Here is a 22,347-nt window from a genome sequence, read left to right as displayed (position 1 = left end):
CGGTCACTCCGGGTGCCGCAGAGGGGACGCCCGGGTGAACTCTGGACGTACGCCCGGTGGATGGCCCTCCGGCGGCCTGGTCGCCCTCTCCGCCCGTGCCGGCGAGAACGGCGCGGGGACCGGGCAGATCCTCGACGGCGGGTCCGGCTCCGGCGCCCCCGCCCCTCCCGCCGGCCCGGCGGGAAACCCGGCCCGGCAGGAGGGCGGCGCGGTCAGATGTGGTCGCGGGGCAGCGTCTCGTTCCAGGTGCGGGAGAACACCCGGTGCTCCCCCTCGTACCCGTCGAGGGTGGCGTTGACCACGAACTCCCTCTCGGTGCAGCTCAGCACCGTGCGGGTCACCGTCCGCACGTTCCAGTCACCGCGCGAGAACTCCATCGTCCACTCCGACTCGCCGCGGACCGAGGTGAAGTCGTCGGCCACCGAGCCGTAGCGCTCGTAGGCACGGCGGTGCACGTCCAGGTCGATGTCCTCGAAGTGGACCGTCCCGCCGTCCTTGACGATCTCCAGCGCCGACCCGTAGTCCACCAGGTTCCGGGAGACCTCCCAGCGCTGCTCGGGCGGCTCGACCTGGCGGGTGCGGACCGGCTCGGCGCCCTCGGGCTCGCCGAACGGTTCCCCGGCCACCTCGTCGGACTCCGCGGCCGGGCGCACCGGCAGCGTCAGGGTGCTGCCGGGCACGTACACGCTCAGCAGCGCCGGGCGCGGCGGCGGCCAGGCCAGCGGCCAGTACGACGTCGACAGCGACAGCCGGATGCGGTGGCCCGGCGGGAAGACCTGCGCCACACCGTTGAGCTGCACCGTCGCCCGGTAGCGGCGGCCGGGCCGGAGCGGCGCGGGCTCCGCCTCGTGGCCGCCCAGCCGGGTGAGGTTGAGCAGCCCGTAGGTGACGCGGGTGGCGCGGCCGTCGGGGGCCACGTCCGACAGGCGCGCGGCGACCATCGCCACCGGCTCGCTCACCGACAGCTCCAGCTCCACGCCCGGCGCGCCCAGGACCTCCACCCGCTCGGCCAGCGGCTCGGTGTCGAAGACCATCGACCCGCCGTCCTCCTCGCGCTGGTCGTAGGGAAGGTCCGGCGGCGCGTTGCAGGAGGCCCACTTACCGGCGAACCGGCCCACCGACAGAGGCGACTGCACCGTCAGCTCCGCCTCCCGCGACTCCTCCCCCGGCCGGTGGACACGGTGAGCGCCCAGCGGCAGTGCGGTGGGGGTGATGTGCGGCGAGGGCCAGGACGGCTCGCCCACCCAGCGGCCGGGCCGCTCCTCGTACGAGGTCGACGGCGGCACGCTCTCCTGCATCCAGGCACACAGCACCGGCCCTTCCATCACACCGTTGTCGGCGCCTTTGAGCCAGTGGTCCCACCAGCGCACCACCTCCTGGAGGTAGCCGACGGCCGGGCCCGGCTGCCCCAGGTGCGGGTACTTGTGCGACCACGGCCCGATCAGGCCCCTGCGGGGCACGTCCAGGTTCTCCAGCAGGCGCGTGACGGCGTTGGAGTAGCCGTCCGCCCAGCCGCTGGAGGCCAGCACCGGCACGTTGACCGCCGAGTAGTCCTCGCAGACCTAGGCGTGCCGCCAGTAGTCGTCGCGCCGCTGGTGGCGCAGCCACTCCAGCGCCCACGGCCTGGTGTTCTCCAGCCGCTCCAGCCACATCCCGCGCCACCGCTCGCCCACCAGCGACGGGTCCGGCGGGCAGGTGCCGTAGGCGAACATCGTGCCCGCCTCGGCCAGGTTGTCCGACAGCAGGCAGCCGCCCATGTAGTGCATGTCGTCGGCGTACCGGTCGTCGGTGAAGGAGGAGATGACGATCGCCCTCAGGCTCGGCGGGCGGCGAAGGCGCCCCAGGAGATGCCCATCATCCCCGTCCGCCCGTCGCACCAGGGCTGCCCGGCGAGCCAGGCCAGCACGTCCTCGGCGTCCCGTTGCTCCACCTCCAGGTACTCGTCGCGCAGCACCCCCCGGACTCACCGGTGCCGCGGATGTCCACCCGCACACAGGCGTAGCCGTGACCCGCGATGTAGGGGTGGTGGATCGAATCGCGCACCGAGGTCAGATCGCGCCTGCGGTACGGGATGTACTCCAGCACCGCGGGCACCGGCTCGCCGTCGGAGGAGACCGGCCGCCAGATCCGGGCCGCCAGGCGGGTCCCGTCGGAGACCGGGATCCACACGTGCTCCTCCTCCCTGATCGCGTACGGCAGGCTGGTCACATGACGCACGGCAGGACCACCTCCTCTCCCCGCCCGGCTCAGGCGGCCTGCTCGGACTCGCGGCCGCTCTCCTCGGCGAACTCGAACGGCAGCATCGCCAGGCAGCGGTCGTACTTGGCCCGCATCTCCTCCTCGCTGTCGGCACCGACGAAGACGTGCGCCAGCTCGAAGCTGTAGCTGTCCTGGCCGGGCATGTCCGACAGCCGCTGCCCCTCCTCGGGCTTGACGGTGATCCGCACACCGGGCACCTCGCGCTCCACGCGTTCGACCTCCTCGGCCGTCGGCACGCGCGTCACCAGCCCGTCGGCGAACTGGCGGTGGTACCACTTGGCTGCCACCGCGCAGGGACCCGCGCGGTAGGGCAGGTCGGGGTCGCGGCCCATCGCCAGGCTGAGCATGGCGTGGTGGTTGGGTACGCCGTCGACGTACTCGAACAGCTCGGCGTGGGACTGCGAGTGCCGCGGGTTGATCTCCAGCAGGCTGATCTCGTCGGTGGCCGCGTCGTAGAAGTACTCGATGCTGAACGTGGCCCAGTCCATGCCGATCTGCTCGATCACCCGCCTGGAGACGTCCCGCAGCCGAAGCTGCACCGGCTCGGGCAGGGAGGCGGGGTACTGGTGGCGCAGGAAGCTGGAGGTCCCGGGGTAGTTGATCGAGTCCAGCACACCGTAGACGGTGACCTCGCCGTCGTGCACATAGCCCTCGACGGCGGCCTGGACGCCCTTGATCGACTCCTCGGCCAGGCAGGCCTGCCCGCCGGCCTCGGCGACCTCCGGCGGCAGTTGCAGACGCCGCATCACGTACTCGAAGGGCCGGCCGACGCGGGTGATGCCCTCACGGATCTCGGTCACCGCCGCCGCGAACTCCTTCTCGTCCCCCACTCCGAAGGCCAGCTCCGAGGAGTAGGACTTCACCGGCTTCAGCCACATCGGGAAGCGCAGGCCCTCGGGCGGGCGGGGCTAGCCCTCCAGGTCCACCAGCGCGAAACGCGGATGCTCGTCGATGACCTTCTGCTGCTCCAGCCGGCTCCAGTACTTGTGCTCGCACTTGACCACCGACTCCAGGCTGGTGGCGCGCGTCCCGTAGCGCTCCGCCGGGATCGGCACCAGCGTGCTGACGGGGAAGTCCCAGTAGCCGACGATGGCGTCGATGCCGCCGTCGAACGCGTCCAGCTCCTTGCGGGCCTTCTCCAGCAGCTCGGCCACCGGGATCTCGCCGTGCTGGAGCTCCTCGACACTCAGCAGGGGGTGGAAGCGGTACTCCACCGCGTGCGGCACCGCACGCAGCGTCTTTATGTTCTCCTCGTCCAGTCCGATGACGAAGACGTTCGCCTGACTCACTGGAATGACTCCCTCGTGCCGGGTTCCTCACGAGTCCTTCCGGCTACCCGGGGCAACGGTGAGCATTCACCCACACGGGGTCATCGGGTGTGAAAGGGGAGACAAGGTGTGGATGGAGTGGAGGCGAAGAAAAAGACGGCGGGGCCGGCCGCCGTCCACTCCGGCCCGCCCCGCCGCCCGCCCGCGGCACGGGCCCCTACCAGCGGTGGTGCACCTGCGCACGGATCCTGCGGTCGTACAGGCCGGCGATCGCATCCAGCGTCCGCCGCGGCAGCGGCGGCAGCGCCGCCGCTGCCGCGTTCGCCCGCGCCTGGCCGACACCGCGCGCACCGGGGATCACCGAGGTCACCCCCGGCTGCTGGATCACCCACCGCAGCGCCGTCTGCGCCGGGGTCATCCCCTCCGGCGCCAGTTCGGCGAACTCCGCCGCGGCCGCGAGGCCCGTCTCGTAGTCCACGCCCGAGAACGTCTCGCCCTGGTCGAACGCCTCGCCGTGCCGGTTGAAACTGCGGTGGTCGTCCGGCGCGAACACCGTCTCGCGGGTGTAGCGGCCCGACAGCAGCCCCGAGGCCAGCGGCACCCGCGCGATGACGCCCACCCCCGCCTCGGCCGCCGCCGGAAGGACCTCCTCCAAGGGCTTGAGCCGGAACGGGTTGAGGATGATCTGCACACTCGCCGTGCCCGGCCGCGCGATCGCCTCCAGCGCCTGCGCGCACGTCTCCACGCTCACCGCGTACGCCGCGATCCGCTTCTCCGCAACCAGGGTGTCCAGCGCGTCGAACACCTCGTCCGAGGAGTACACCTCCCGGGGCGGGCAGTGCAGCTGGAGCAGGTCCAGGGTCTCCACACCCAGATTCGTGCGGGACCGGTCCGTCCAGGCCCGGAAGTTGGCCAGGTTGTAGTTGCCGGGCAGCTGCTCCGCCCGGCGGCCCGCCTTCGTCGCCACGAACACGTCCGCACCCGGCCGCTCCGCCAGGAAGCGGCCGATCAGCCGCTCGCTGCGGCCGTCGCCGTACACGTCGGCGGTGTCGAAGAACGTCACCCCGGACTCCACCGCGGCGTCCAGCACCGCCAGCGCGTCCTCCTCGCGCACCTGCCCCCAGTCGGCACCCAGCTGCCAGGTACCCAGTCCCACGACGGACACCTCGCGGCCCGTCCTGCCCAGTACTCGCTGCTCCATGGCATCCGATCCTACGTTCCGGCCGACCCGGCGAACCGGGCCGGTCCTCGCAGGTCACCGGCTACGGGAACGCTCCCATGACCGGCTTCCGGATCAGCCCAGCACGGTGGTCAGGAACTCCCCCGTCCACGCCAGCAGTTCGCGCCCCACCACCGGCCTGCCCCCGATCCGCGCCGTCGCCGGACGCGGCACCAGCACCTGCCCGGCCGCGGCCCTCACCACCGACCGCGGATACAGCCGCTTCAGCCGCAGTTCCTGCGACTCCCGCAGCTCCACCGGAGCGAACCGCACGTTCGAACCCTGCAGCGTGATGTCGGTGACCCCGAAGGAACGCGCCAGCATCCGCAGCCCCGCCACCAGCAGCAGGTTCTCCACCGGCTCCGGCAGCGGACCGTAGCGGTCGGCGAGCTCCTCGCGCACCGCCGCGACGTCCTCCTCCGAGTTCGCCGACGCGATCGCCCGGTACGCCTGCAGCCGCAGCCGCTCACCCGGCGCGTAGTCGTGCGGCACATGCGCGTCCACCGGAAGCTCGATCTTCACCTCCAGCGGCGCCTCCTCCACCTCGCTCCCGGACTCCAGCGCCGCCCGGTAGTCGGCCACCGCCTCCCCCACCATCCGCACATACAGGTCGAAACCGACCCCCGCGATGTGCCCCGACTGCTCCCCGCCCAGCAGGTTGCCCGCCCCGCGGATCTCCAGATCCTTCATCGCCACGTACATGCCCGCGCCCATCTCCGTGTGCTGCGCGATCGTCGCCAGCCGCTCGTGCGCCGTCTCCGTCAGCGGCCTCTCCGGCGGGTACAGGAAATACGCGTACCCGCGCTCCCGGCCGCGCCCCACCCGGCCCCGCAACTGGTGCAACTGGGACAGGCCGAACATGTCGCCCCGCTCCACGATCAGCGTGTTGGCGTTGGAGATGTCGATACCCGACTCCACGATCGTCGTGGAGACCAGCACATCGAACCTCTTCTCCCAGAAGTCCACCACCACCCTCTCCAGCGCCGCCTCCGACATCTGCCCGTGCGCCGTGGCGATCCGCGCCTCCGGGACGATCTGCCGCAGCCGCGCCGCCGCCCGGTCGATCGACTCCACCCGGTTGTGGATGTAGAACACCTGGCCCTCACGCAGCAGCTCACGCCGGATCGCCGCACCGATCTGCCGCTCCTCGTACGGGCCGACGAACGTCAGCACCGGATGCCGCTCCTCCGGCGGCGTGGTGATCGTCGACATCTCCCGGATGCCCGTGACCGCCATCTCCAGCGTCCGCGGAATCGGCGTCGCCGACATCGTCAGCACATCCACGTTCGCCCGCAGCTTCTTCAGCTGCTCCTTGTGCTCCACACCGAAACGCTGCTCCTCGTCGACGATCACCAGGCCCAGGTCCTTGAACTTCGTCTCCGACGAGAACAGCCGGTGCGTGCCGATCACCACATCCACCGAGCCGTCCCGCAGCCCCTCCAGAACCGCCTTCGCCTCCGCGTCCGACTGGAACCGCGACAGCGCCCGCACCTTCACCGGGAACTGCGAGTACCGCTCCGAGAACGTTCCGAAGTGCTGCTGCACCAGCAGCGTCGTCGGCACCAGCACGGCCACCTGCTTGCCGTCATGCACCGCCTTGAACGCCGCCCGCACCGCGATCTCCGTCTTGCCGTAGCCCACGTCGCCGCAGATCAGCCGGTCCATCGGAACCGACTTCTCCATGTCCTCCTTCACCTCGGCGATCGTGGTGAGCTGATCCGGCGTCTCCATGTACGGAAACGCGTCCTCCAGCTCCCGCTGCCACGGGCTGTCCGCGCCGAAAGCATGCCCCGGAGCGGCCATCCGCGCCGAGTACAGCCTGATCAGGTCCGCGGCGATCTCCTTGACCGCCTTCTTCGCCCGCGCCTTCGTCTTCGTCCAGTCCGCACCCCCCAGCCGGTGCAGCGACGGCTGCTCACCACCCACGTACTTGGTGATCTGCTCAAGCTGGTCCGTCGGCACGAACAACCGGTCCCCCGGCTGCCCCCGCTTCGCCGGCGCGTATTCCACCAGCAGGTACTCGCGCGTCGCCCCCTGCACCGTGCGCTGCACCATCTCCACATACCGGCCCACACCGTGCTGCTCGTGCACGATGTAGTCACCCGGCCGCAGCGTCAGCGGATCGATCGTCTTGCGCCGCCGCGCCGGCATCCGCCCCAGATCCCGGCTCGCCGCCTTCTGGCCCGACAGATCCGTCTCCGTCAGCACCGCCAGCCTCAGACCCGGATCGACGAAACCGGTCTCCAGCGTCCCGCACGAGACATGCACCACCGACGGGGCGATCTCCCCCAGCTCCGGCTCCAGCCGCGCCGCGATCCCCTCACCCCCCAGCACCTCCACCGTGCGCGCCGCCGGACCGTGCCCCTCCGTCAGGAACACACACCGCCAGCCGTCCGCCAGCCACCCCTTGGTGTCCGCCAGCGCCCGCGCCGTGTCCCCCCGGTAACTCTCCGGAGCCCGCATTCCCAGCACCGGCGAATCCGACTCCGCGTCCGCCCCGTCCGCCGCACCCATGGCGAACGGACTCACCGACCACCACGGCATCCCCAGCTCACGCGCCCGATCCCGGACATCCGCGATCCCCCACAAAGACGCCGCACCCACATCGATCGGCGCCTCGCCCCCGCCCGCCGACGCCGCCCACGACGCCTGCAGGAACTCCTGGCTGGTCGCCACCAGATCCGCCGCCCGGGTGCGCACCCGCTCCGGATCGCACACCACCGCCATGCTCCCCGACGGCATCACGTCCAGCAGCAGCTCCATGTCGTCCACCAGCACCGGCGCCAGCGACTCCATCCCCTCCACCGCGATGCCCTCGGCGATCTTCCCCAGCAGCTCGCCCAGCTCCGGATGCGCCTCGGCCAGCTCCGCCGCCCGCGCCCGCACCTGATCCGTCAGCAGAAGCTCACGGCACGGCGGCGCCCACAACCCGTGCTCCGCCACCTCCAGCGACCGCTGATCGGCCACCTTGAAGTAACGGACCTCCTCGACCTCGTCCCCCCAGAACTCCACCCGCAGCGGATGCTCCTCCGTCGGCGGGAACACATCCAGGATCCCGCCCCGGACCGCGAACTCCCCCCGCTTCTCCACCAACTCCACCCGCGCGTACGCCGCCGCCCCCAGCGCGTCCACCACGACATCCAGCTCCACCCGCTGCCCCGCACGCAGACCCACCGGCTCCAGATCCCCAAGACCCTTCACCTGCGGCTGCAGCACCGACCGCACCGGAGCCACCACCACACTCACCGGCCCCGCGGCCGGATCCTCCGCACTCGGATGCGCCAGCCGGCGCAGCACCGCCAGCCTGCGCCCCACCGTGTCCGACCGCGGCGAGAGCCGCTCATGCGGCAGCGTCTCCCACGCCGGATACTCCACCACCGCGTTCTCACGGCCGGGCGGCATCAACGACCGCAGCGCCGACGCCAGATCCTCCGCCTCACGCCCCGTCGCCGTCACCGCCAGCACAGGCCGCCCCGACGACCGCGCCAGCGCCGCCACCACGAACGGCCGAGCAGCCGGCGGACCCACCAGATCCACCTCGCGCCGACGCCCCTCGGCAGCGGCCCGCACCGCCTCCGCCAGCGCCGGATCCACCACGACCGCATCAAGAAGACCGGTGAGACTCATCGAGACGTTCCATCCCAGAGGCTGGACAACAAAGGCACCCGCACCGGCGCCCCGGACAACACGAACAACCCGACACGCCGAGCGGGCCGGGGGCCCCAGCCTACGACGACCACACCTCCGCCCGTCGCCCTTCCACCACCGCCCAGCAACCCCGAGCCGCCCCTGGGCCACCCGCACAGCACCGCGGCCCGGCCCCGGCGAGCGCGACACCGCACCCACCGCGACCGGGCCGCACCACAGCACCCGCGAACCCCGCGGACTACTCCGTGGCGATCGCGTTCAGCACATTCATCCGGCCCGCCCGGAACGCCGGCACCAAAGCGGCCACCAGACCCACCACCGCGGCTCCGAAGAACACCCCCACGATCGTCGGCCACGGCACCTCGAGCACCTTCAGCCCCTCCAGCGCCAGCAACCGCTGCGCCGCCACGCCCCAGCCCAGGCCCAGCCCCAGACCCAGCAGCGCACCGAACAACGCGATCACCACCGACTCCAGCCGGATCATCCGCCGCAACTGCCGCCGCGACAGACCGATCGCCCGCATCAGACCGATCTCACGTGTCCGCTCCACCACCGACAGCGCCAGCGTGTTCACCACACCCAGCACCGCCACCACGATCGCCAGCGCCAGCAGCCCGTAGACCATGTTGAGCAACTGCCCCACCTGGTCCTCCAGCAGCTCCTTGTAATCCGACTGGTCACGGACCTCGTACTGCGGAAACGGCTCCAGCTCCCTCTTCAGAGCCGCGTACGCCGCGTCCTCCTGCCCCTCCTCCGCCTTCGCGAACAGCATCATGTTCAACGGCATCCGGTCCTCCGGCACATACCGCCCGGCCGTCGCGATGCTCAGATACATCGCACCCCGGTCCACACTCGTGTCCGCCGCCGTGACCGCCCGCACCGTCAGCTCCGCCGTACCACCGGCCGCGAAATCCACCTCGACCCGGTCGCCGACCTCCACACCGTGCGCCCGCGCGAAATCCTCCGGCACCGACATCGAATCCGGCCCGTACGCCGCCGACAGCTCACCCGCCACCGTCTCCACCCGCAGATCCTCGGCATACGTCGCGGAAGCCGCCGTCACCGACTCCTTCACCGTCTCCCCGTCCGGCCCCGTCAGCCGCGCCTCCAGCCACCGGTACTCGGTGACATGCTCCACACCCTCGGCACCGCGCATCCGCTCCACGACCTCCGGCACCACCGGCTGCCCCGCGCTCGACATCATGATGAAGTCCGCGCCCACCGAGCGGTCCAGCTCATCACTGGCCGACGCCACCAGCGACGCGCCCACCACCGACAACGACGCCACCAGCGCCAGCCCGATCATCAGCGCCGCGCCCGTCGCCCCCGTACGGCGCGGATTGCGCAGCGCGTTCCGCTCCGCCATCCGCCCCACCGGACCGAACACCCGCAGCACCACCGCACCCAGCGCCCGCACCACGCCACCCGCCAGCAGCGGGCCGATCAGCACGAAACCCACCAGCGTCAGCAGCACACCCACGGCCAGGAACGACGCCCCGCGCGCCGCGTCGTCCGACCCCGCCGCCACCACCAGCGCACCCGCACCGGCCAGCGTCAGCACCAGACCCGCACCCGAACGGACCCGGCCCGCCCGGCTCCCCGCCGCCGGCAGACCGTCGTCCCGCAACGCCGCCATCGGCGACACCCGGCCCGCGCGCCGCGCCGGAAGATACGCCGCCAGCACCGTCACCACGACACCCAGCACCACACCGACCACCGGCGTGACCCACCGCAGCGTCAGATCGTCCGTGCTCAGATTCATGCCCACCAGGCCCATGAGCTCCATCAGCCCCACGGCCAGACCCACACCGGCGGCCACACCCACCACCGAGCCCAGCACGCCCAGCAGCACGGCCTCCACCAGCACCGAACGGTTCACCTGCCGACGGCTCGAACCGATCGCCCGCATCAGACCGATCTCACGCGTCCGCTGCGCCACCAGCATCGAGAACGTGTTCACGATCAGGAACACACCCACCAGCAACGCGATCCCCGCGAAACCGAGCAGGGCGTACTTGATCACATCGAGGAAGGACCCGATCTCGTTCTGGCCCTCCGCCGCGTACTCCTCCTGGGTCCGGACCTTGTACTCCCCCGAACCCAGCGCCGCGACGACACGCTCCTTCAGCTCTTCGTCGCTCACACCCCCGGCCGCCGTCACATACACATCCGTGTAGGCGTCCGAGTCCCCCAGCAGCCTCTCCTGCACCGTGTCGGTGTCGAAGTACACCACCGTCGCGCCCGGATTCGTCGTCCTGAACGCCGCCACACCCACGATCTGCGACCGGAAGTCACCCAGCGCCGAGATCGTCCGCAGTTCCTCCCCCAGCTCCAGACCGTGCTTGTCGGCCGTGTCCGCGTCAACCATCACCTCACCCGGACCACGCGGCAGCCGGCCCTCGGTGATCTCCATCGACCTCTCGTCCATGGAGGTCCAGTTGCTCGCTATCGTCGGCGCCCCCGTCGACGACCCCATGTTCTCGTTGTCGGCGTCCACCACCGTCACACTCGTGCTGAACGCGCTGCCCGAGGCCGAGGAGACCCCCTCGACCCCCCGAAGCTCCTCCACCAGCGAACCCGGCACCGTCGCCGGCCGCCCCGTCGCCGGATTCCCGCCGCTCCCCGCGTCCTTCGACGAGACCGTCACATCCGCCGCCGTCTGCGAGAACAGACGGTCGAACGTCGTGTTCATCGTGTCCGTGAACACCAGCGTGCCGCACACGAACGCCACCGACAGCACCACCGCGACACCGCTCAGCAGCATCCGGCCCTTGTGCGCCACGAAATTCCGCAGCGAAGTCCTCAGAACGGTCATGACACCCGCCCGAACGTGTCGAACGCCTTCATCCGGTCCAGCACAGCCTCCGCCGACGGCCGCAGCATCTCGTCCACGATGCGCCCGTCCGCCAGATACAGCACCCGATCCGCGTACCCCGCCGCCACCGGGTCGTGGGTCACCATCACGATCGTCTGACCCAGATCGTCCACCGAACGCCGCAGGAAGCCCAGCACCTCGGCACCCGCACGCGAGTCGAGGTTGCCGGTCGGCTCGTCACCGAAGATGATCTCGGGCCGGGCGGCCAGGGCGCGGGCGACCGCCACGCGCTGCTGCTGGCCGCCGGAGAGCTGGTTGGGGCGGTGCCTCAGGCGGCCCGACAGGCCGACCGTCTCCACGACCCGGTCCAGCCACTCCCGGTCGGGCTTGCGGCCGGCGATGTCCATCGGCAGCGTGATGTTCTCCAGCGCCGTCAGCGTCGGCAGCAGGTTGAACGCCTGGAAGATGAAACCGATCTTGTCCCGGCGCAGTTGGGTGAGCTTCTTCTCCTTCAACCCCGTGATCTCGGTCTCCCCGATCCACGCCTGCCCCGACGACACCGCGTCCAGCCCCGCAAGGCAGTGCATCAGCGTCGACTTGCCCGAACCCGACGGGCCCATGATCGCCGTGAACGCGCCCCGCGCGATGTCCACGTCCACCCGGTCCAGCGCCACCACCCGCGTCTCACCGGTGCCGTACGCCTTGACGACCTGCCGCGCCCGCGCGGCAACGGCCGTACTTCCTCCACTGCCCCCGGTCCTGGGATTCACTACAGCCGTTGTCACGGTATGTCTCCTGTATCGACTGTCATCGGCCGCACCGGACCGGGGCCTCCCCCGAAGCCTCGGCGCCGGCCGGCACTGAACTGACTGGATCTTGATCTGGGTCTGATCTGGGTCTTGATTACGCGAAGAGCCTGCCGCGCCGGGTCCGGCACCGCGATGGTGCGCGGTGCCGTATCCGTACGGGGGCCGGCACCACCCCGCCGGTGCGGCACCCTGCACCAAGCAGCCTAGGGAGCGATCCGCCCGCCCTCGTCCTGCCAGGGGACGAGCCGCGGGTAGGTGGAAGGGTGTACCGCCCCCTAGGGGACTCGACCCCGAGGATGCCCTTTCCCCTTACGTCAACCTCAACCCGGCGCGGGGCCGCCGGGCCGCCGGGCCGCCTGCGGGTACGACGAAGGGCCCCGACCGGTGGGTCGGGGCCCTTCATTCGAACTTTGAGCTCCGCCGCCAGGACTCGAACCCGGACCGAAGAGCACCAAAAGCTCCCGTGCTGCCAATTACACTACGGCGGAAAGTTCGTCAAGAGGGCTCATTGGTGCCGCTCCTCTCGGCGCTGGACACCACTATGCCGTACCACCAGCCCTCGATGCGACGGTACAGGTCAGCACCGCGCCGGACACGGATGACCAGGCACCCCCGGTACTCTTCCCCCACGCTCTTGCGGGAAGTTTTCGGGTTGTGCTTCTTCAACGTCGTCTTGTCGAATGACGACACATCCACCCCTACAAGGTCGGCCCAGAACCGCTCGGCGGCTTCCACGTCCGCCGACTCGTGGATCATCAGCCGGAACTGCCGTCTGTCCGCCTCGACCCCGAGCAGGGAGAGCCAGGCCAGGTAGACCTTGATCATCCCGGGGTCACTGTTGACGAACACCACGTCCTCTTTCGGCCTGTGCGGCTTGCCCTTCGCTCCCTCCGACCAGCAGAGCCCCACTCCGACCATGAACAGCTCCCGGCTCGTCATGGGATGGATCTCGTTGGCCGCCGTCAACTTCGTCTGCTGACGCTTGATCGCCTGCTCGCGGCGGTGCGGTGCCCAGCGCGCCTCCCGCATGCGGTGCAGCCGCTCCGGCGGCGTCGCCGGCTTCGGAAGGTCCCGAACCCAAGCGACACCGAGTTCTTCGACACCCCCAGCTCCGCCACGATCTCGTCGTATGTGCGACCCGCGCGGCGCAGGGCTCGGGCGCGTTCCCTCGTCTCCGTCTTGGCTTGAACCATGACGTCATCCTGGACCCGCAAAAACGTGTGTGGTTCGAAAATCCGGATGATTCAGTGGTTCAGGTGAAAAGTAGTTTTTCATCACCGCGCACACCGGTACCCGCACCGGCGCACGTGCGGTTTTCCGCGGGCGGAGCCGCCCCGAAAATCGCCGGCGGGCGGTCGTAGGCTGGGCGGTATGACCGAGACGGGGGAAAGTGTCAAAGCCCGTGACCAGGGTGACGCGCCTCGGGGGCCGCTGTGGTGGACGCGGCGTCGGAGTGCGGTGCTGGATGTGGGGCTCGCGCTGGTGTCGGGTGCGGAGTGCGCGGCGCAGGGGGTTCCGTTCGCGCGCGAGGCCGGCATTCCGGTGGGCTTGTCGGTGGTGCTGGGTGCGCTGGCGGGACTTGCTCTGGTGTTGCGGCGGCGGTGGCCGATCGCGGTGGTACTGGTGGCGATCGCGGTCACGCCGGCGCAGATGGGTGTTGTGCTGGGGACGGTGGGGCTGTACACGCTGGCGGCGTCGGATGTGCCGCGGCGGATCATCGCCCTGCTGGCCGGTATGCAGGGGCTGGGGTCGCTGATCGTCGCGACTGTGGAGCTTCGGCGGAACGTGGGGCGGGACGACTACGGCTACGACCCGCCGGTTTGGTTCGTTCCGCTGGTGTCGGTGCTGATGTCGGTCGGGGTGACGGCGCCGCCGGTGCTGCTGGGGCTGTACGTGGGGGCGCGGCGGCGGCTGGTGGAGAGTCTGCGGGAGCGTGCGGACGGCCTGGAGCGGGAGTTGTCGCTGCTGGCGGATCGCGCGGAGGAGCGTGCGGAGTGGGCGCGCAACGAGGAGCGGACGCGGATCGCGCGGGAGATGCACGACGTGGTGGCGCACCGGGTGAGTCTGATGGTGGTGCATGCGGCGGCGTTGCAGGCGGTGGCGCGGAAGGATCCGGAGAAGGCGTCGCGGAACGCGGTGCTGATCGGGGACATGGGGCGGCAGGCGCTGACGGAGTTGCGGACGATGCTGGGTGTGCTGCGGTCGCACGAGGCGAAGCCGTCGGGGTCCGCGCGGGTGCCGGAGTCCGTGCGGGCGTCGGGGGAGGTTTCGGCGGAGGCCGTGGCGCCGGGGCCGGTGGACGCGGGGCGGCCGTTGGCGCGGGTCGCGGAGGTGGCCGCGGCGGCCGGGGGCCGGGGCCCGGTGGAGGGCGCGGAGGGCCTGGCCGAGGGCTCGGAGGGCTCGGGGGAGTCCGGTGGGCCGTGTCTGCGTGAGCTGGAGGCGCTGGTGGGGCAGTCGCGGGCGGCGGGGATGTCGGTGGAGCTGTCGGTGGAGGGGGAGGTGCGTTCGTATGCGCGGCGGGTGGAGCGGACGGCGTACCGGGTGGTTCAGGAGGCGCTGACGAACGTGCACAAGCATGCGGCGGGTGCGCGTACGCGGGTGCGGTTGGCGTGTCGTGTGGGTGAGGTGGCGGTGCTGGTGGAGAACGAGGCGCCGGCGGAGGGTGTGCGGGGTGCGGGGCTGCCCAGTGGCGGCAACGGCCTGGTGGGGATGCGTGAGCGGGTGGCGGCGCTGGGCGGGGGGTTCGTGTCGGGGCCGACGGAGTCGGGGGGTTTCCGGGTGTCGGCGGTCATACCGGACCGGGGGTGAGGCGTTTGGGGTTGGTGCCGGTGACGAGGGTGGTGAGGGCGTCGTCGAGGGTGGGGCCGAGGTACCAGTCGCCGGTGTGGTCGATGCTGTAGACGCGGCCCTGTTCGTCGATGGCGAGGAGGGCGTTGCCGTGGTCCTCCTCGCCGAGGGGTGCGATGGCGGTGTCGAGGGCGCGGCCGAGGTCATTGAGGGTGCGGGGCCAGTGGAGGCCGTGCAGGGGGTCGATTCGGACGACGGTGGGGGCGATGTGGCGGCCGGTTTCGGTGCCGGTGATGTGGAGTCCGCCGAATTCGGCCCAGGCCTCGACGGCGGCGGGGAAGACGGCGTGCCGGTGTCCGGTGGGTGAGCGGTGCGCCCGGAGGGTGTCGGCCCAGATCTCGGCCTGTGCGATGTGGTGGCGTCCGGGGGTCCAGCCGGCGGCGCGGAGGGCGGCGTCGACGGGGACGGGGAAGCGGGTGGTGGTGTCGCGGGGGTGGGGGACGGGGGTGTTCACCGTTCTCCTGCGGGGTCGACGGGGCGTACGCCGAAGTGTGCGAGGAGGGCTGTGCAGGAGCGGCAGGGGGGTGCGTAGGTGCCGTGTGCGGGGTCGCCGTCCTCGCGGATGCGGCGGGTGGTGATCTTCGCACCTTTGAGGGCTTTGCGGGCTTCGCCGGTGCCGAGTGGTTTGCGGCCGGCGCGTTTGCCGCGGGCTGCTTCGGCGGTGGTGAGGTGGCGGGAGATGAGGACGGCTTCGGGGCAGCGTCCGGTGTGGCGTTCGCGTTGGGGGGTGGTGAGGGTGTCGAGGTAGTCCTGGACCAGGGGGTGGAGGGCCGGGGGGTTGCCGGCTTTCCCCGCGGTGCAGGTGAGGGTCCGGCCGCGTACGGAGAGGGCGGCTGCGACGGTGGGCATGATGCCGTCGCGGCGGTGGCGCGGGACGGGGGTGGTGTCGGGCGCGCCCCAGCCGATGCGGGGGTCTGAGGGGTGTTCGGCGGTGTTGTGTTGTGTGGCGTGCATGGCTGGGTTTCCTCCCCGCGCATCCCCCCGATGGCGTTGGTTCAGGGTGCCAAACGCCTGGGCTTTTGGGAAAGCGGGGTCGGTTTCGGGGCATGTCGTGGGGCGTGTCCCGGCCCGGTGGGGCCGTGTTGCGAGCGTGGCGCGCCGGGGTGGCGGGTTGGTCGTCGGGGCGGGCGGCGAGGGGTGTGGGCGGGGCGGGACCGGTGGCGGGGGAGCGCATAGGCTGTGCGCGTCAGCGCCCATCGGCGCCCGTAAGCCAGTTGCCAGCAGGGGGCACCGCCATGACGACAGGTAGGCCTGGGTTGGGGGTTTCTCCCGGTTCACGTCCCGGGGAGGGGTCCGCGCCGCCGAATGCGGCCTATGCCGGACAGATCGTTCGTTTTCCGGATCCGGTGCGGGCTGCCCGGCATCCGGACGGTGTGCGGGTGGATGATCGGGGTTATCCGGATTTCTCGTCGTTCGCGCGCGCGGCGGTGGAGATCGCGGAGCCGCCGGAGGGTTTCGGCGCGGATGAGTTGCGGTTGACGGACCATGTGTCGGCGAACGCGGCGATGCATGCGGAGGGCCATGAGTTGTGGGCGGAGTTGCCGTCGGTGGCGACTCCGCACGGCTGGACGTGGCATCACGTGGCGGGGGGCCGCCGGCTGGAGTTGGTGCCGGCGGAGGTGAAGGCGCTGCTGCGGCATCACGGCGGTCTGGCGACGGCTGTGGTGGATCACGGGAAGCGGGGGACGCGGCCGTTGCAGGAGACGCGTCCGGTGCACTTCGAGGTGCCGCACGGTGTGGCGGTGTCCGAGGAGCAGGTGCTGGATGTGGAGGAGGCCCTGGGGTACCGGCTGCCGGAGGCGTACCGGTCGTTCCTGAAGGCGGCGGGTGGTTGTGCGCCGGCGGGGGTGGCGCTGGACGCGGAGTCGGGGCTGCTGGTGGATCAGCCGTTCTTCACGGTGCGTGAGGAGGCGGCGGTCAATGATCTGGTGTACGTGAACAAGTGCCTCCGGGATCATCTGACGAAGGACTATCTGGGTGTGGCCTTCGTGCAGGGCGGGATCGTCGCGGTGAAGGTGCGCGGTGAGGCGCTGGGGTCGGTGTGGTTCTGCGCGTACGACGATGCGCGGGACCGGGACGGGTTGACGGTGCAGGAGCGGGTGGCGGGGCTTCTGCTGCCGTGCGGTGCTGATTTCGACGACTTCCTGCTGCGGCTGGCGGGTAATCCGCCGGAGTTGGAGACCGTGGCCGGCCTGATGGTGGACGGCGGGTTCGCGCGTGCCGTTCCGGTGGAGGGGTGAGACTCGATGGTGACGTTCGCACAGGCGCAGGAGCGTGCGGAGCGCTGGGTCAACGGCGGTGTTCCGGCGTATCAGCACCGTGAGGTGCGGGTGCGGGAGTTCGATCTGGGTTTCGTGGCGTGGGCCGAGGCTCCCCCTGGGCCCGGCGGCCCGGGTGGTACCCCCGGTGCGGACGGTCCGTCGCCGGGGGGTGGCCGGCAGCGGCTGGTGATCGCGCGGGACAGCGGTGAGTCGACGCTGTGGCCGGCGTTGCCGGTGGGTGAGGTGATCCGGCGGTACGAGGAGGAGTACGGGGCTTCGGCGGCGCCGGTGTCGGCGGCTGCGCCGCGGCGGGTGGATCTGGAGGCGACGTCGTTTCTGCTGACGCCTCCGGAGTGGTTGCAGGAGGCGGCGGACCGGTTGGGGATTCCGGGTGGCCGTGAGGCCGCCGGTTCGGACGGGGCGTCGGGGGGTTCCGTGTCGCCGGCGCCTGCGCCCGCTTCCTCCTCCGCTTCCGCGCCCACGCCTCCTCCGGCACCGGTTTCCGGTTCCGGCTCCGGTTCGCCGTGGGATGCGGCGGACACCAGCGGCAGCGGGGGCGATGTGGCGTCGGTGCGGCCGCCGGCGACGGTGTTCGCGCCGCCGATCAGCGGGAGTGACGACGAGGACGGCGGGCCGGATCCGGCGCCGGGGGCGAGCGCGGAGGCGAAGACGGCGCTGCTGCCGCAGGGCGGTGCGCCGCCGAGGACGGCGGTGGCTCCGGCGGTCGGTGGTCCGCAGGACGCCCCGCGGGCCCGGGACGAGCGGCCGCGGGCGCAGGACATGCGGCCGCCGCAGGCTCCGCCGGGCGGGGTGCACCACGCGGCGACGGTGCTGGCCGACCCGGCGGCGGTCGGCCCCGGAGCTCCCGGCGGCCCCGGTACTCCCCCGCCGGCCGCTCCGGGTGCTCCGCCGCCGCCGGGTGCTCCGCAGCCGCCCGGCGCTCCGGGAGTGCCGGTTGATGTCGCCACCGGCCGTGCGCCGAGGCGCGGCGGTGGGTCGTCCGTGCCGCCGCCGCCCGGTGAGCCGGGTGTGCCGGGGGGTGCGGGGGCGGCTTCGCCGGGGGGTTCGTCCGGTGGTGCGGCCTATGCGCCGACGCAGTTGGTGTCCGCGGACGAGGTGGCGTCCCGGGGGGACGCCGGGACTCCCCCGCCGGGTGTGCCGGCCGCCCCGGGCGGCGGGGTGCACCACGCGGCGACGGTGCTGGCGGGCCCCGGCGGTCCGGGGACCGCGCCGCCGGGTGCGCCCGGGGTTCCTCCCGGTGCGCCGTCGTACGGCTATCCGCAGCAGCCGTCCGGTGTGCCGATGGTCGGTCCCGGCTATATGGCGGTGCTGCGCTACCGCGCGCCGGACGGTTCCGAGCAGCAGTTGATCCGCCGTTCGGCGCCGGGCACTCCGCACCCGGAGTGGCAGATCCTGCACGAGCTGCGGGCGATGAACGTTCCGCCGCAGCAGGTGCTGGAGCTGCACACGGAGCTGGAGTGCTGCGACGTTCCCGGTGGTTACTGCGCGCGGATGGTGCGGGAGTCCTGGCCGCAGGTGCGGATCAGCCATACCGCGCCGTACGGGCGTGATGTGGCCTCCCGTCGGCAGGGTGTGCGTCATCTGATAGTGCATCAGGGCGAGTTGCACCAGGTGGCCGACGGTCCGGCGCGTCCGGCGCCGGTGCGGGTGCCGCTGCCGCCGCCGCATCTGCTCCGGCCGGCGCCGCCGGTCGGGCCGGACGGTGTGGCGCAGGAGCTGGTGCAGGCGTTCGGTCCGCAGGCGGTGTTCCGTTTCGATCAGCGTGCGGTCTCCCGGCAGGGTGTGCCGGATGTGGTGGCGCAGACGCTGATGTGGGCGGGTCTGCCGGTGGAGTTCGGTCCGTTCTTCTGGGCGCAGGCGCAGCCGGGGCGTCCGGTGCCGACGCTGGCGGAGCTGGCACAGGAGCGCGGGGTACTGCCCGCGGCGGACGCGGCCTCGTATCTGGTGATGGGCAACGACTACGGGCGGCAGCTGTGTGTGCAGTACGGCACGGCGCACATCGTGGCGGTGCCGCTGGAGGCTCCGGCGGGCGGCGGGCCGGCGGCGGTGCAGTTCGTCAACAGCGGTCTGCCGGAGTTCGTGCGGTGTCTGGCGCTGCTGGGCCGGATGTGGCGGCTGCGGTACGGGCTGACGCCGGAGCAGGCGGGCCGCTGGACGGTGGATTTCCAGGGAATGCTGGCGTGTCTGGATCCGGCGGCGCCGGCCGGTCCGGAGAACTGGTGGTCGGTGCTGCTCGAGCAGATGTGGGACGGGCTGCTTTAGCCGTCGCGTCCCGGCCTTTGCCGGTGTGTGCGTGCCCGGCCTCCGCTGAGCGGAGGCCGGGCACGGCTGTTCCAGCCCTGCTCCCGTGCCGTTCCCGTGCTGTTCCTCCGGTCGGGGGGCGTACCGGGAGGATCACGCTTCCGTGGGTGTTCGCGCGGTTTGTGTCGGTTGCGGCACATGGGGTCTCATGGCGCATGCTGGGTGGGATGTCCGCCGGATTGTGTGGAGGTTGGGGTTCACGATGTCTGCGTCGTATGCGTCCAGGTCGCCTCACGGCTTCGCCGTCGTACGGGGCCGCGGTTACCGGCCCGAGCAGGTCGACCGCTTCACCGGCGGGCTCTACGGGGATCTGGAGGAGGCACGGGAGCGCCTGACCCGGCTGGGGGTGCTGGCCGGGGAGCTGGAGGCGGAGGCGGACCGGCTGCGGGGGGTGGTCGCCGCGCTGCCTCCGCAGACGTACGAGGCGCTGGGTGAGCGGGCCCGGCTGATCCTGTCCGAGGCGGAGGCCGAGGCCGGGGAGCTGCGGGAGACGGCGCACGGGGAGGCGCGCCGGGTGCTGGAGCGGGCGCAGGGGGAGGGCCGGGCGCGGCGGGAGGCGGCGTGCGAGGGCGCGGCCCGGGTGCGTGCGGAGGCGGACGAGGCGGCGGAGGCGCTGCTCGGGCGGGCTCGGGAGCGGGCCGGACGGCTTCGGGCGGCGGCGCGTGCGGAGGCCGAGGAGTTGCGGGGGGCCGGCGGGCGCGAGCTGCGGGAGATGGCCGAGCGCTGTGAGGCGCTGCTGCTGGCGCAGGAGAGGAAGCAGACGGAGGAGGCCGAGGAGCGGGCGGCGGAGCTGGCCGCGCACGAGTCGGCGGTGGCGGAGCGGGTCGCCGGGTTGTCCGGGCGGGGCGAGGCGGCCCTGGAGCGGGCGCGGCGGGAGGCCGCCGGGGCGGAGGAGGACGCGCGGCGGCTCCAGGCGGAGGCCGAGGAGCGGGCGGCGGAGCTGCTGGGGCGGGCACGGCTGCGGCAGGAGCGTGTGGAGCGGGAGACGGAGCGGATCGTGCGGGCGCACGAACAGCGGCGGGAGGCGGTGCGGCAGCACATGGCGCATGTGCGCGCGAGTCTGGCGGCGATCACCGGGCGCGGCCCGGGCGGCCCGGGGGCCGCGGACGGTGCGGAAGTCACGGAAGACGCGGAAGACACGGAAGACGCGGAGGCCAGGGGCGGCTCCGGCGGCCCCGGCGGCACGGGTGGTGCGACGGTGCCGGGCCAGGGGGCACCGGCGGAATGACCGGGTCCCCCCGGGTATCCTGCGGATGACACCGCACCTTCCCGCGCGGTTTCGCCGCGGTCCGTCCCGTGAACCGGCGGTGGCCGCCGGGTGTGCGGGAGTGGTCCTCCGGGCGGGTTCCGTGTCGGTGCGGCGGCCCGTCCCGCCATCCGTCCACAAGACGTCCGAAGTTCCGTCCCGAAGCCGAAGGGCACACCCGTGAGCGCCAACCGCCCGGCAGCCGTCGTCGTCCTCGCAGCGGGTGAGGGCACCCGCATGAAGTCCGCCAGGCCCAAGGTCCTGCACGACATCTGCGGGCGGTCGCTCGTGGGTCATGTGGTGGCGGCCTCCCGTGAGCTGGATCCCGAGGAGCTGGTGGTGGTCGTCGGCCACGGCCGCGAGCAGGTCACCGGGCATCTGGCGGCGCTGGACGCGAAGGCGCGTACGGCGGTGCAGGCCGAGCGGCGGGGCACCGGGCACGCGGTGCGCACGGCGCTCGAGGCTCTGGCGGCCGACGGGGTGCGCCCGTCGGGGACGGTGGTGGTCGTCTGCGGCGACACCCCGCTGCTGACCGGCGAGACGCTGTCGAACCTGACCGAGGCGCACGCCGGGCAGGGCAACGCGGTGACGGTGCTGTCGGCCGAGGTGCCGGACGCGACCGGTTACGGGCGGATCGTGCGCTCCGAGGACGGCACGGTGACGGCGATCGTGGAGCACAAGGACGCCACCGAGGAGCAGCGGGCGGTCCGGGAGATCAACTCGGGGGTCTTCGCGTTCGACGGGCGGCTGCTGGCCGAGGCGCTGGGCCGGATCGGCACGGACAACAGCCAGGGCGAGGAGTACCTGACCGATGTGCTGGGCATTCTGCGCGCCCAGGGGCACCGGGTGGGCGCGTGCGTGGCGGGCGACCACCGGGAGATCGTCGGGATCAACAACCGGGTGCAGCTCGCCGAGGCGCGCGGGCTGCTGAACGAGCGGCTGCTCCGGCGGGCGATGCTGGCCGGTGTGACGGTGGTGGATCCGGCGTCGACGTGGCTGGACGTGACGGTGACGTACGAGCCGGACGCGCTGGTGCATCCGGGTACGCAGTTGCTGGGGTCCACGCGGCTGGGCGCGAGCTGCGAGGTCGGGCCGAACTGCCGGCTGACGGACACCGTCGTCGGCGAGGGCGCGGTGGTGTCCAACGCGGTGACGGATTCGGCGGAGATCGGCCCCGGCGCGTCGGTGGGCCCGTACGCGTATCTGCGGCCCGGGACGCGTCTGGGGCCGCGGTCGAAGGCGGGCACGTATGTGGAGATGAAGAACGCCGAGGTGGGTGAGGGCACGAAGGTGCCGCATCTGTCGTACGTGGGCGACGCGACGATCGGCGAGCACTCGAACATCGGCGCCGCGAGTGTGTTCGTGAACTACGACGGGGTGAACAAGCACCACACCACGATCGGCTCGCACTGCCGGACGGGGTCGGACAACATGTTTGTGGCTCCTGTCACGGTCGGGGACGGGGCGTACACCGCCGCCGGGTCCGTGATCACCAAGGACGTGCCGCCCGGTTCGCTGGCCGTCGCACGCGGCCAGCAGCGCAACATCGCCGGTTGGGTGGCCCGCAAGCGTCCCGGGAGCGCGGCCGCGCGGGCGGCCCAGGCCGCCGCCCGGGAGAGCGGCGACGGCCCCGTGAACCAGGGATGACCTGGC

The 22,347-nt window shown here is 72.0% G+C and carries 11 protein-coding genes, 1 tRNA gene and 3 pseudogenes; 5 read left to right on the top strand and 10 right to left on the bottom strand.

Annotated features, from left to right (window positions below):
* Window positions 1-212: 212 nt before the first annotated feature.
* The 8 genes and pseudogenes from ACGRHY_RS16750 to ACGRHY_RS16715 form a co-directional block, all read right to left on the bottom strand.
* A pseudogene (locus ACGRHY_RS16750) lies at window positions 213-2,217 on the bottom strand (CocE/NonD family hydrolase).
* A gap of 29 nt (window positions 2,218-2,246) precedes the next feature.
* Window positions 2,247-3,554 (bottom strand): annotated as a pseudogene (locus tag ACGRHY_RS16745) (ATP-grasp domain-containing protein).
* Between the two features lie 190 nt (window positions 3,555-3,744).
* Window positions 3,745-4,728 (bottom strand): aldo/keto reductase, encoded by a 984-nt coding sequence (locus ACGRHY_RS16740; RefSeq protein ID WP_394636137.1) that lies wholly within the window; start codon window positions 4,726-4,728, stop codon window positions 3,745-3,747.
* Between the two features lie 93 nt (window positions 4,729-4,821).
* The gene (gene mfd / locus ACGRHY_RS16735; protein ID WP_394636136.1) at window positions 4,822-8,373 is read right to left on the bottom strand and encodes a transcription-repair coupling factor; all 3,552 of its coding nucleotides are present in this window, start codon (window positions 8,371-8,373) and stop codon (window positions 4,822-4,824) included.
* 259 nt (window positions 8,374-8,632) lie between these two features.
* Window positions 8,633-11,209: an ABC transporter permease gene (locus tag ACGRHY_RS16730; RefSeq protein ID WP_394636135.1), complete on the bottom strand. Its 2,577-nt coding sequence runs from the start codon at window positions 11,207-11,209 to the stop codon at window positions 8,633-8,635.
* A complete protein-coding gene (locus ACGRHY_RS16725; RefSeq protein ID WP_394636134.1) occupies window positions 11,206-11,994 on the bottom strand; it encodes an ABC transporter ATP-binding protein in 789 nt (262 codons plus the stop codon). The genes ACGRHY_RS16730 and ACGRHY_RS16725 overlap by 4 nt, the downstream gene beginning before the upstream one ends.
* A gap of 439 nt (window positions 11,995-12,433) precedes the next feature.
* A tRNA-Gln gene (locus ACGRHY_RS16720) sits at window positions 12,434-12,506 on the bottom strand.
* Between the two features lie 7 nt (window positions 12,507-12,513).
* Window positions 12,514-13,202: pseudogene (locus ACGRHY_RS16715) on the bottom strand (hypothetical protein); the annotation flags it as partial.
* Between the two features lie 187 nt (window positions 13,203-13,389).
* On the opposite strand from ACGRHY_RS16715, the gene ACGRHY_RS16710 reads away from it, so the two are divergent.
* Window positions 13,390-14,826 (top strand): sensor histidine kinase, encoded by a 1,437-nt coding sequence (locus tag ACGRHY_RS16710; protein WP_394636133.1) that lies wholly within the window; start codon window positions 13,390-13,392, stop codon window positions 14,824-14,826.
* Here the strand turns inward: ACGRHY_RS16710 and ACGRHY_RS16705 are convergent.
* Window positions 14,807-15,319 carry an SUKH-3 domain-containing protein gene (locus tag ACGRHY_RS16705; RefSeq protein ID WP_394636132.1) on the bottom strand — a complete coding sequence of 171 codons (513 nt, stop codon included), beginning with the start codon at window positions 15,317-15,319 and terminating at the stop codon, window positions 14,807-14,809. The genes ACGRHY_RS16710 and ACGRHY_RS16705 overlap by 20 nt on opposite strands.
* Window positions 15,316-15,819 (bottom strand): YwqJ-related putative deaminase, encoded by a 504-nt coding sequence (locus tag ACGRHY_RS16700; protein ID WP_394636131.1) that lies wholly within the window; start codon window positions 15,817-15,819, stop codon window positions 15,316-15,318. Before ACGRHY_RS16700 ends, ACGRHY_RS16705 begins: the two co-directional genes overlap by 4 nt.
* Before the next feature lie 281 nt (window positions 15,820-16,100).
* On the opposite strand from ACGRHY_RS16700, the gene ACGRHY_RS16695 reads away from it, so the two are divergent.
* The 4 genes from ACGRHY_RS16695 (at window position 16,101) to glmU (ending at window position 22,341) form a co-directional block, all read left to right on the top strand.
* Complete coding sequence (locus ACGRHY_RS16695; RefSeq protein WP_394636130.1) at window positions 16,101-17,105, top strand: SMI1/KNR4 family protein; 1,005 nt, start codon at window positions 16,101-16,103, stop codon at window positions 17,103-17,105.
* Between the two features lie 6 nt (window positions 17,106-17,111).
* Entirely contained in the window at window positions 17,112-19,409 is a 2,298-nt protein-coding gene (locus tag ACGRHY_RS16690) for an SUKH-4 family immunity protein (RefSeq protein WP_394636129.1), read from the top strand.
* Window positions 19,410-19,650: 241 nt separating this feature from the next.
* A complete protein-coding gene (locus ACGRHY_RS16685) occupies window positions 19,651-20,676 on the top strand; it encodes a coiled-coil domain-containing protein (protein WP_394636128.1) in 1,026 nt (341 codons plus the stop codon).
* Window positions 20,677-20,874: 198 nt separating this feature from the next.
* Entirely contained in the window at window positions 20,875-22,341 is a 1,467-nt protein-coding gene (glmU, locus tag ACGRHY_RS16680; RefSeq protein WP_394636127.1) for a bifunctional UDP-N-acetylglucosamine diphosphorylase/glucosamine-1-phosphate N-acetyltransferase GlmU, read from the top strand.
* Window positions 22,342-22,347 lie beyond the last annotated feature (6 nt).

The organism is Streptomyces shinuiensis (genome assembly GCF_043660855.1).
Lineage (GTDB): Bacteria > Actinomycetota > Actinomycetes > Streptomycetales > Streptomycetaceae > Streptomyces.
The sequence above is the reverse complement of the archived record's forward strand: the minus strand, read 5'-3'. Positions and strand labels throughout refer to the sequence as shown.

What these genes read in the sequence shown, in the direction of transcription:
- ACGRHY_RS16740 (WP_394636137.1), bottom strand. Translation starts at nt 4,728, where the DNA reads ATGGAGCAGCGAGTACTGGGCAGGACGGGCCGCGAGGTGTCCGTCGTG.
- mfd (WP_394636136.1), bottom strand. Translation starts at nt 8,373, where the DNA reads ATGAGTCTCACCGGTCTTCTTGATGCGGTCGTGGTGGATCCGGCGCTG.
- ACGRHY_RS16730 (WP_394636135.1), bottom strand. Translation starts at nt 11,209, where the DNA reads ATGACCGTTCTGAGGACTTCGCTGCGGAATTTCGTGGCGCACAAGGGC.
- ACGRHY_RS16710 (WP_394636133.1), top strand. Translation starts at nt 13,390, where the DNA reads ATGACCGAGACGGGGGAAAGTGTCAAAGCCCGTGACCAGGGTGACGCG.
- ACGRHY_RS16700 (WP_394636131.1), bottom strand. Translation starts at nt 15,819, where the DNA reads ATGCACGCCACACAACACAACACCGCCGAACACCCCTCAGACCCCCGC.
- ACGRHY_RS16695 (WP_394636130.1), top strand. Translation starts at nt 16,101, where the DNA reads ATGACGACAGGTAGGCCTGGGTTGGGGGTTTCTCCCGGTTCACGTCCC.
- ACGRHY_RS16690 (WP_394636129.1), top strand. Translation starts at nt 17,112, where the DNA reads ATGGTGACGTTCGCACAGGCGCAGGAGCGTGCGGAGCGCTGGGTCAAC.
- ACGRHY_RS16685 (WP_394636128.1), top strand. Translation starts at nt 19,651, where the DNA reads ATGTCTGCGTCGTATGCGTCCAGGTCGCCTCACGGCTTCGCCGTCGTA.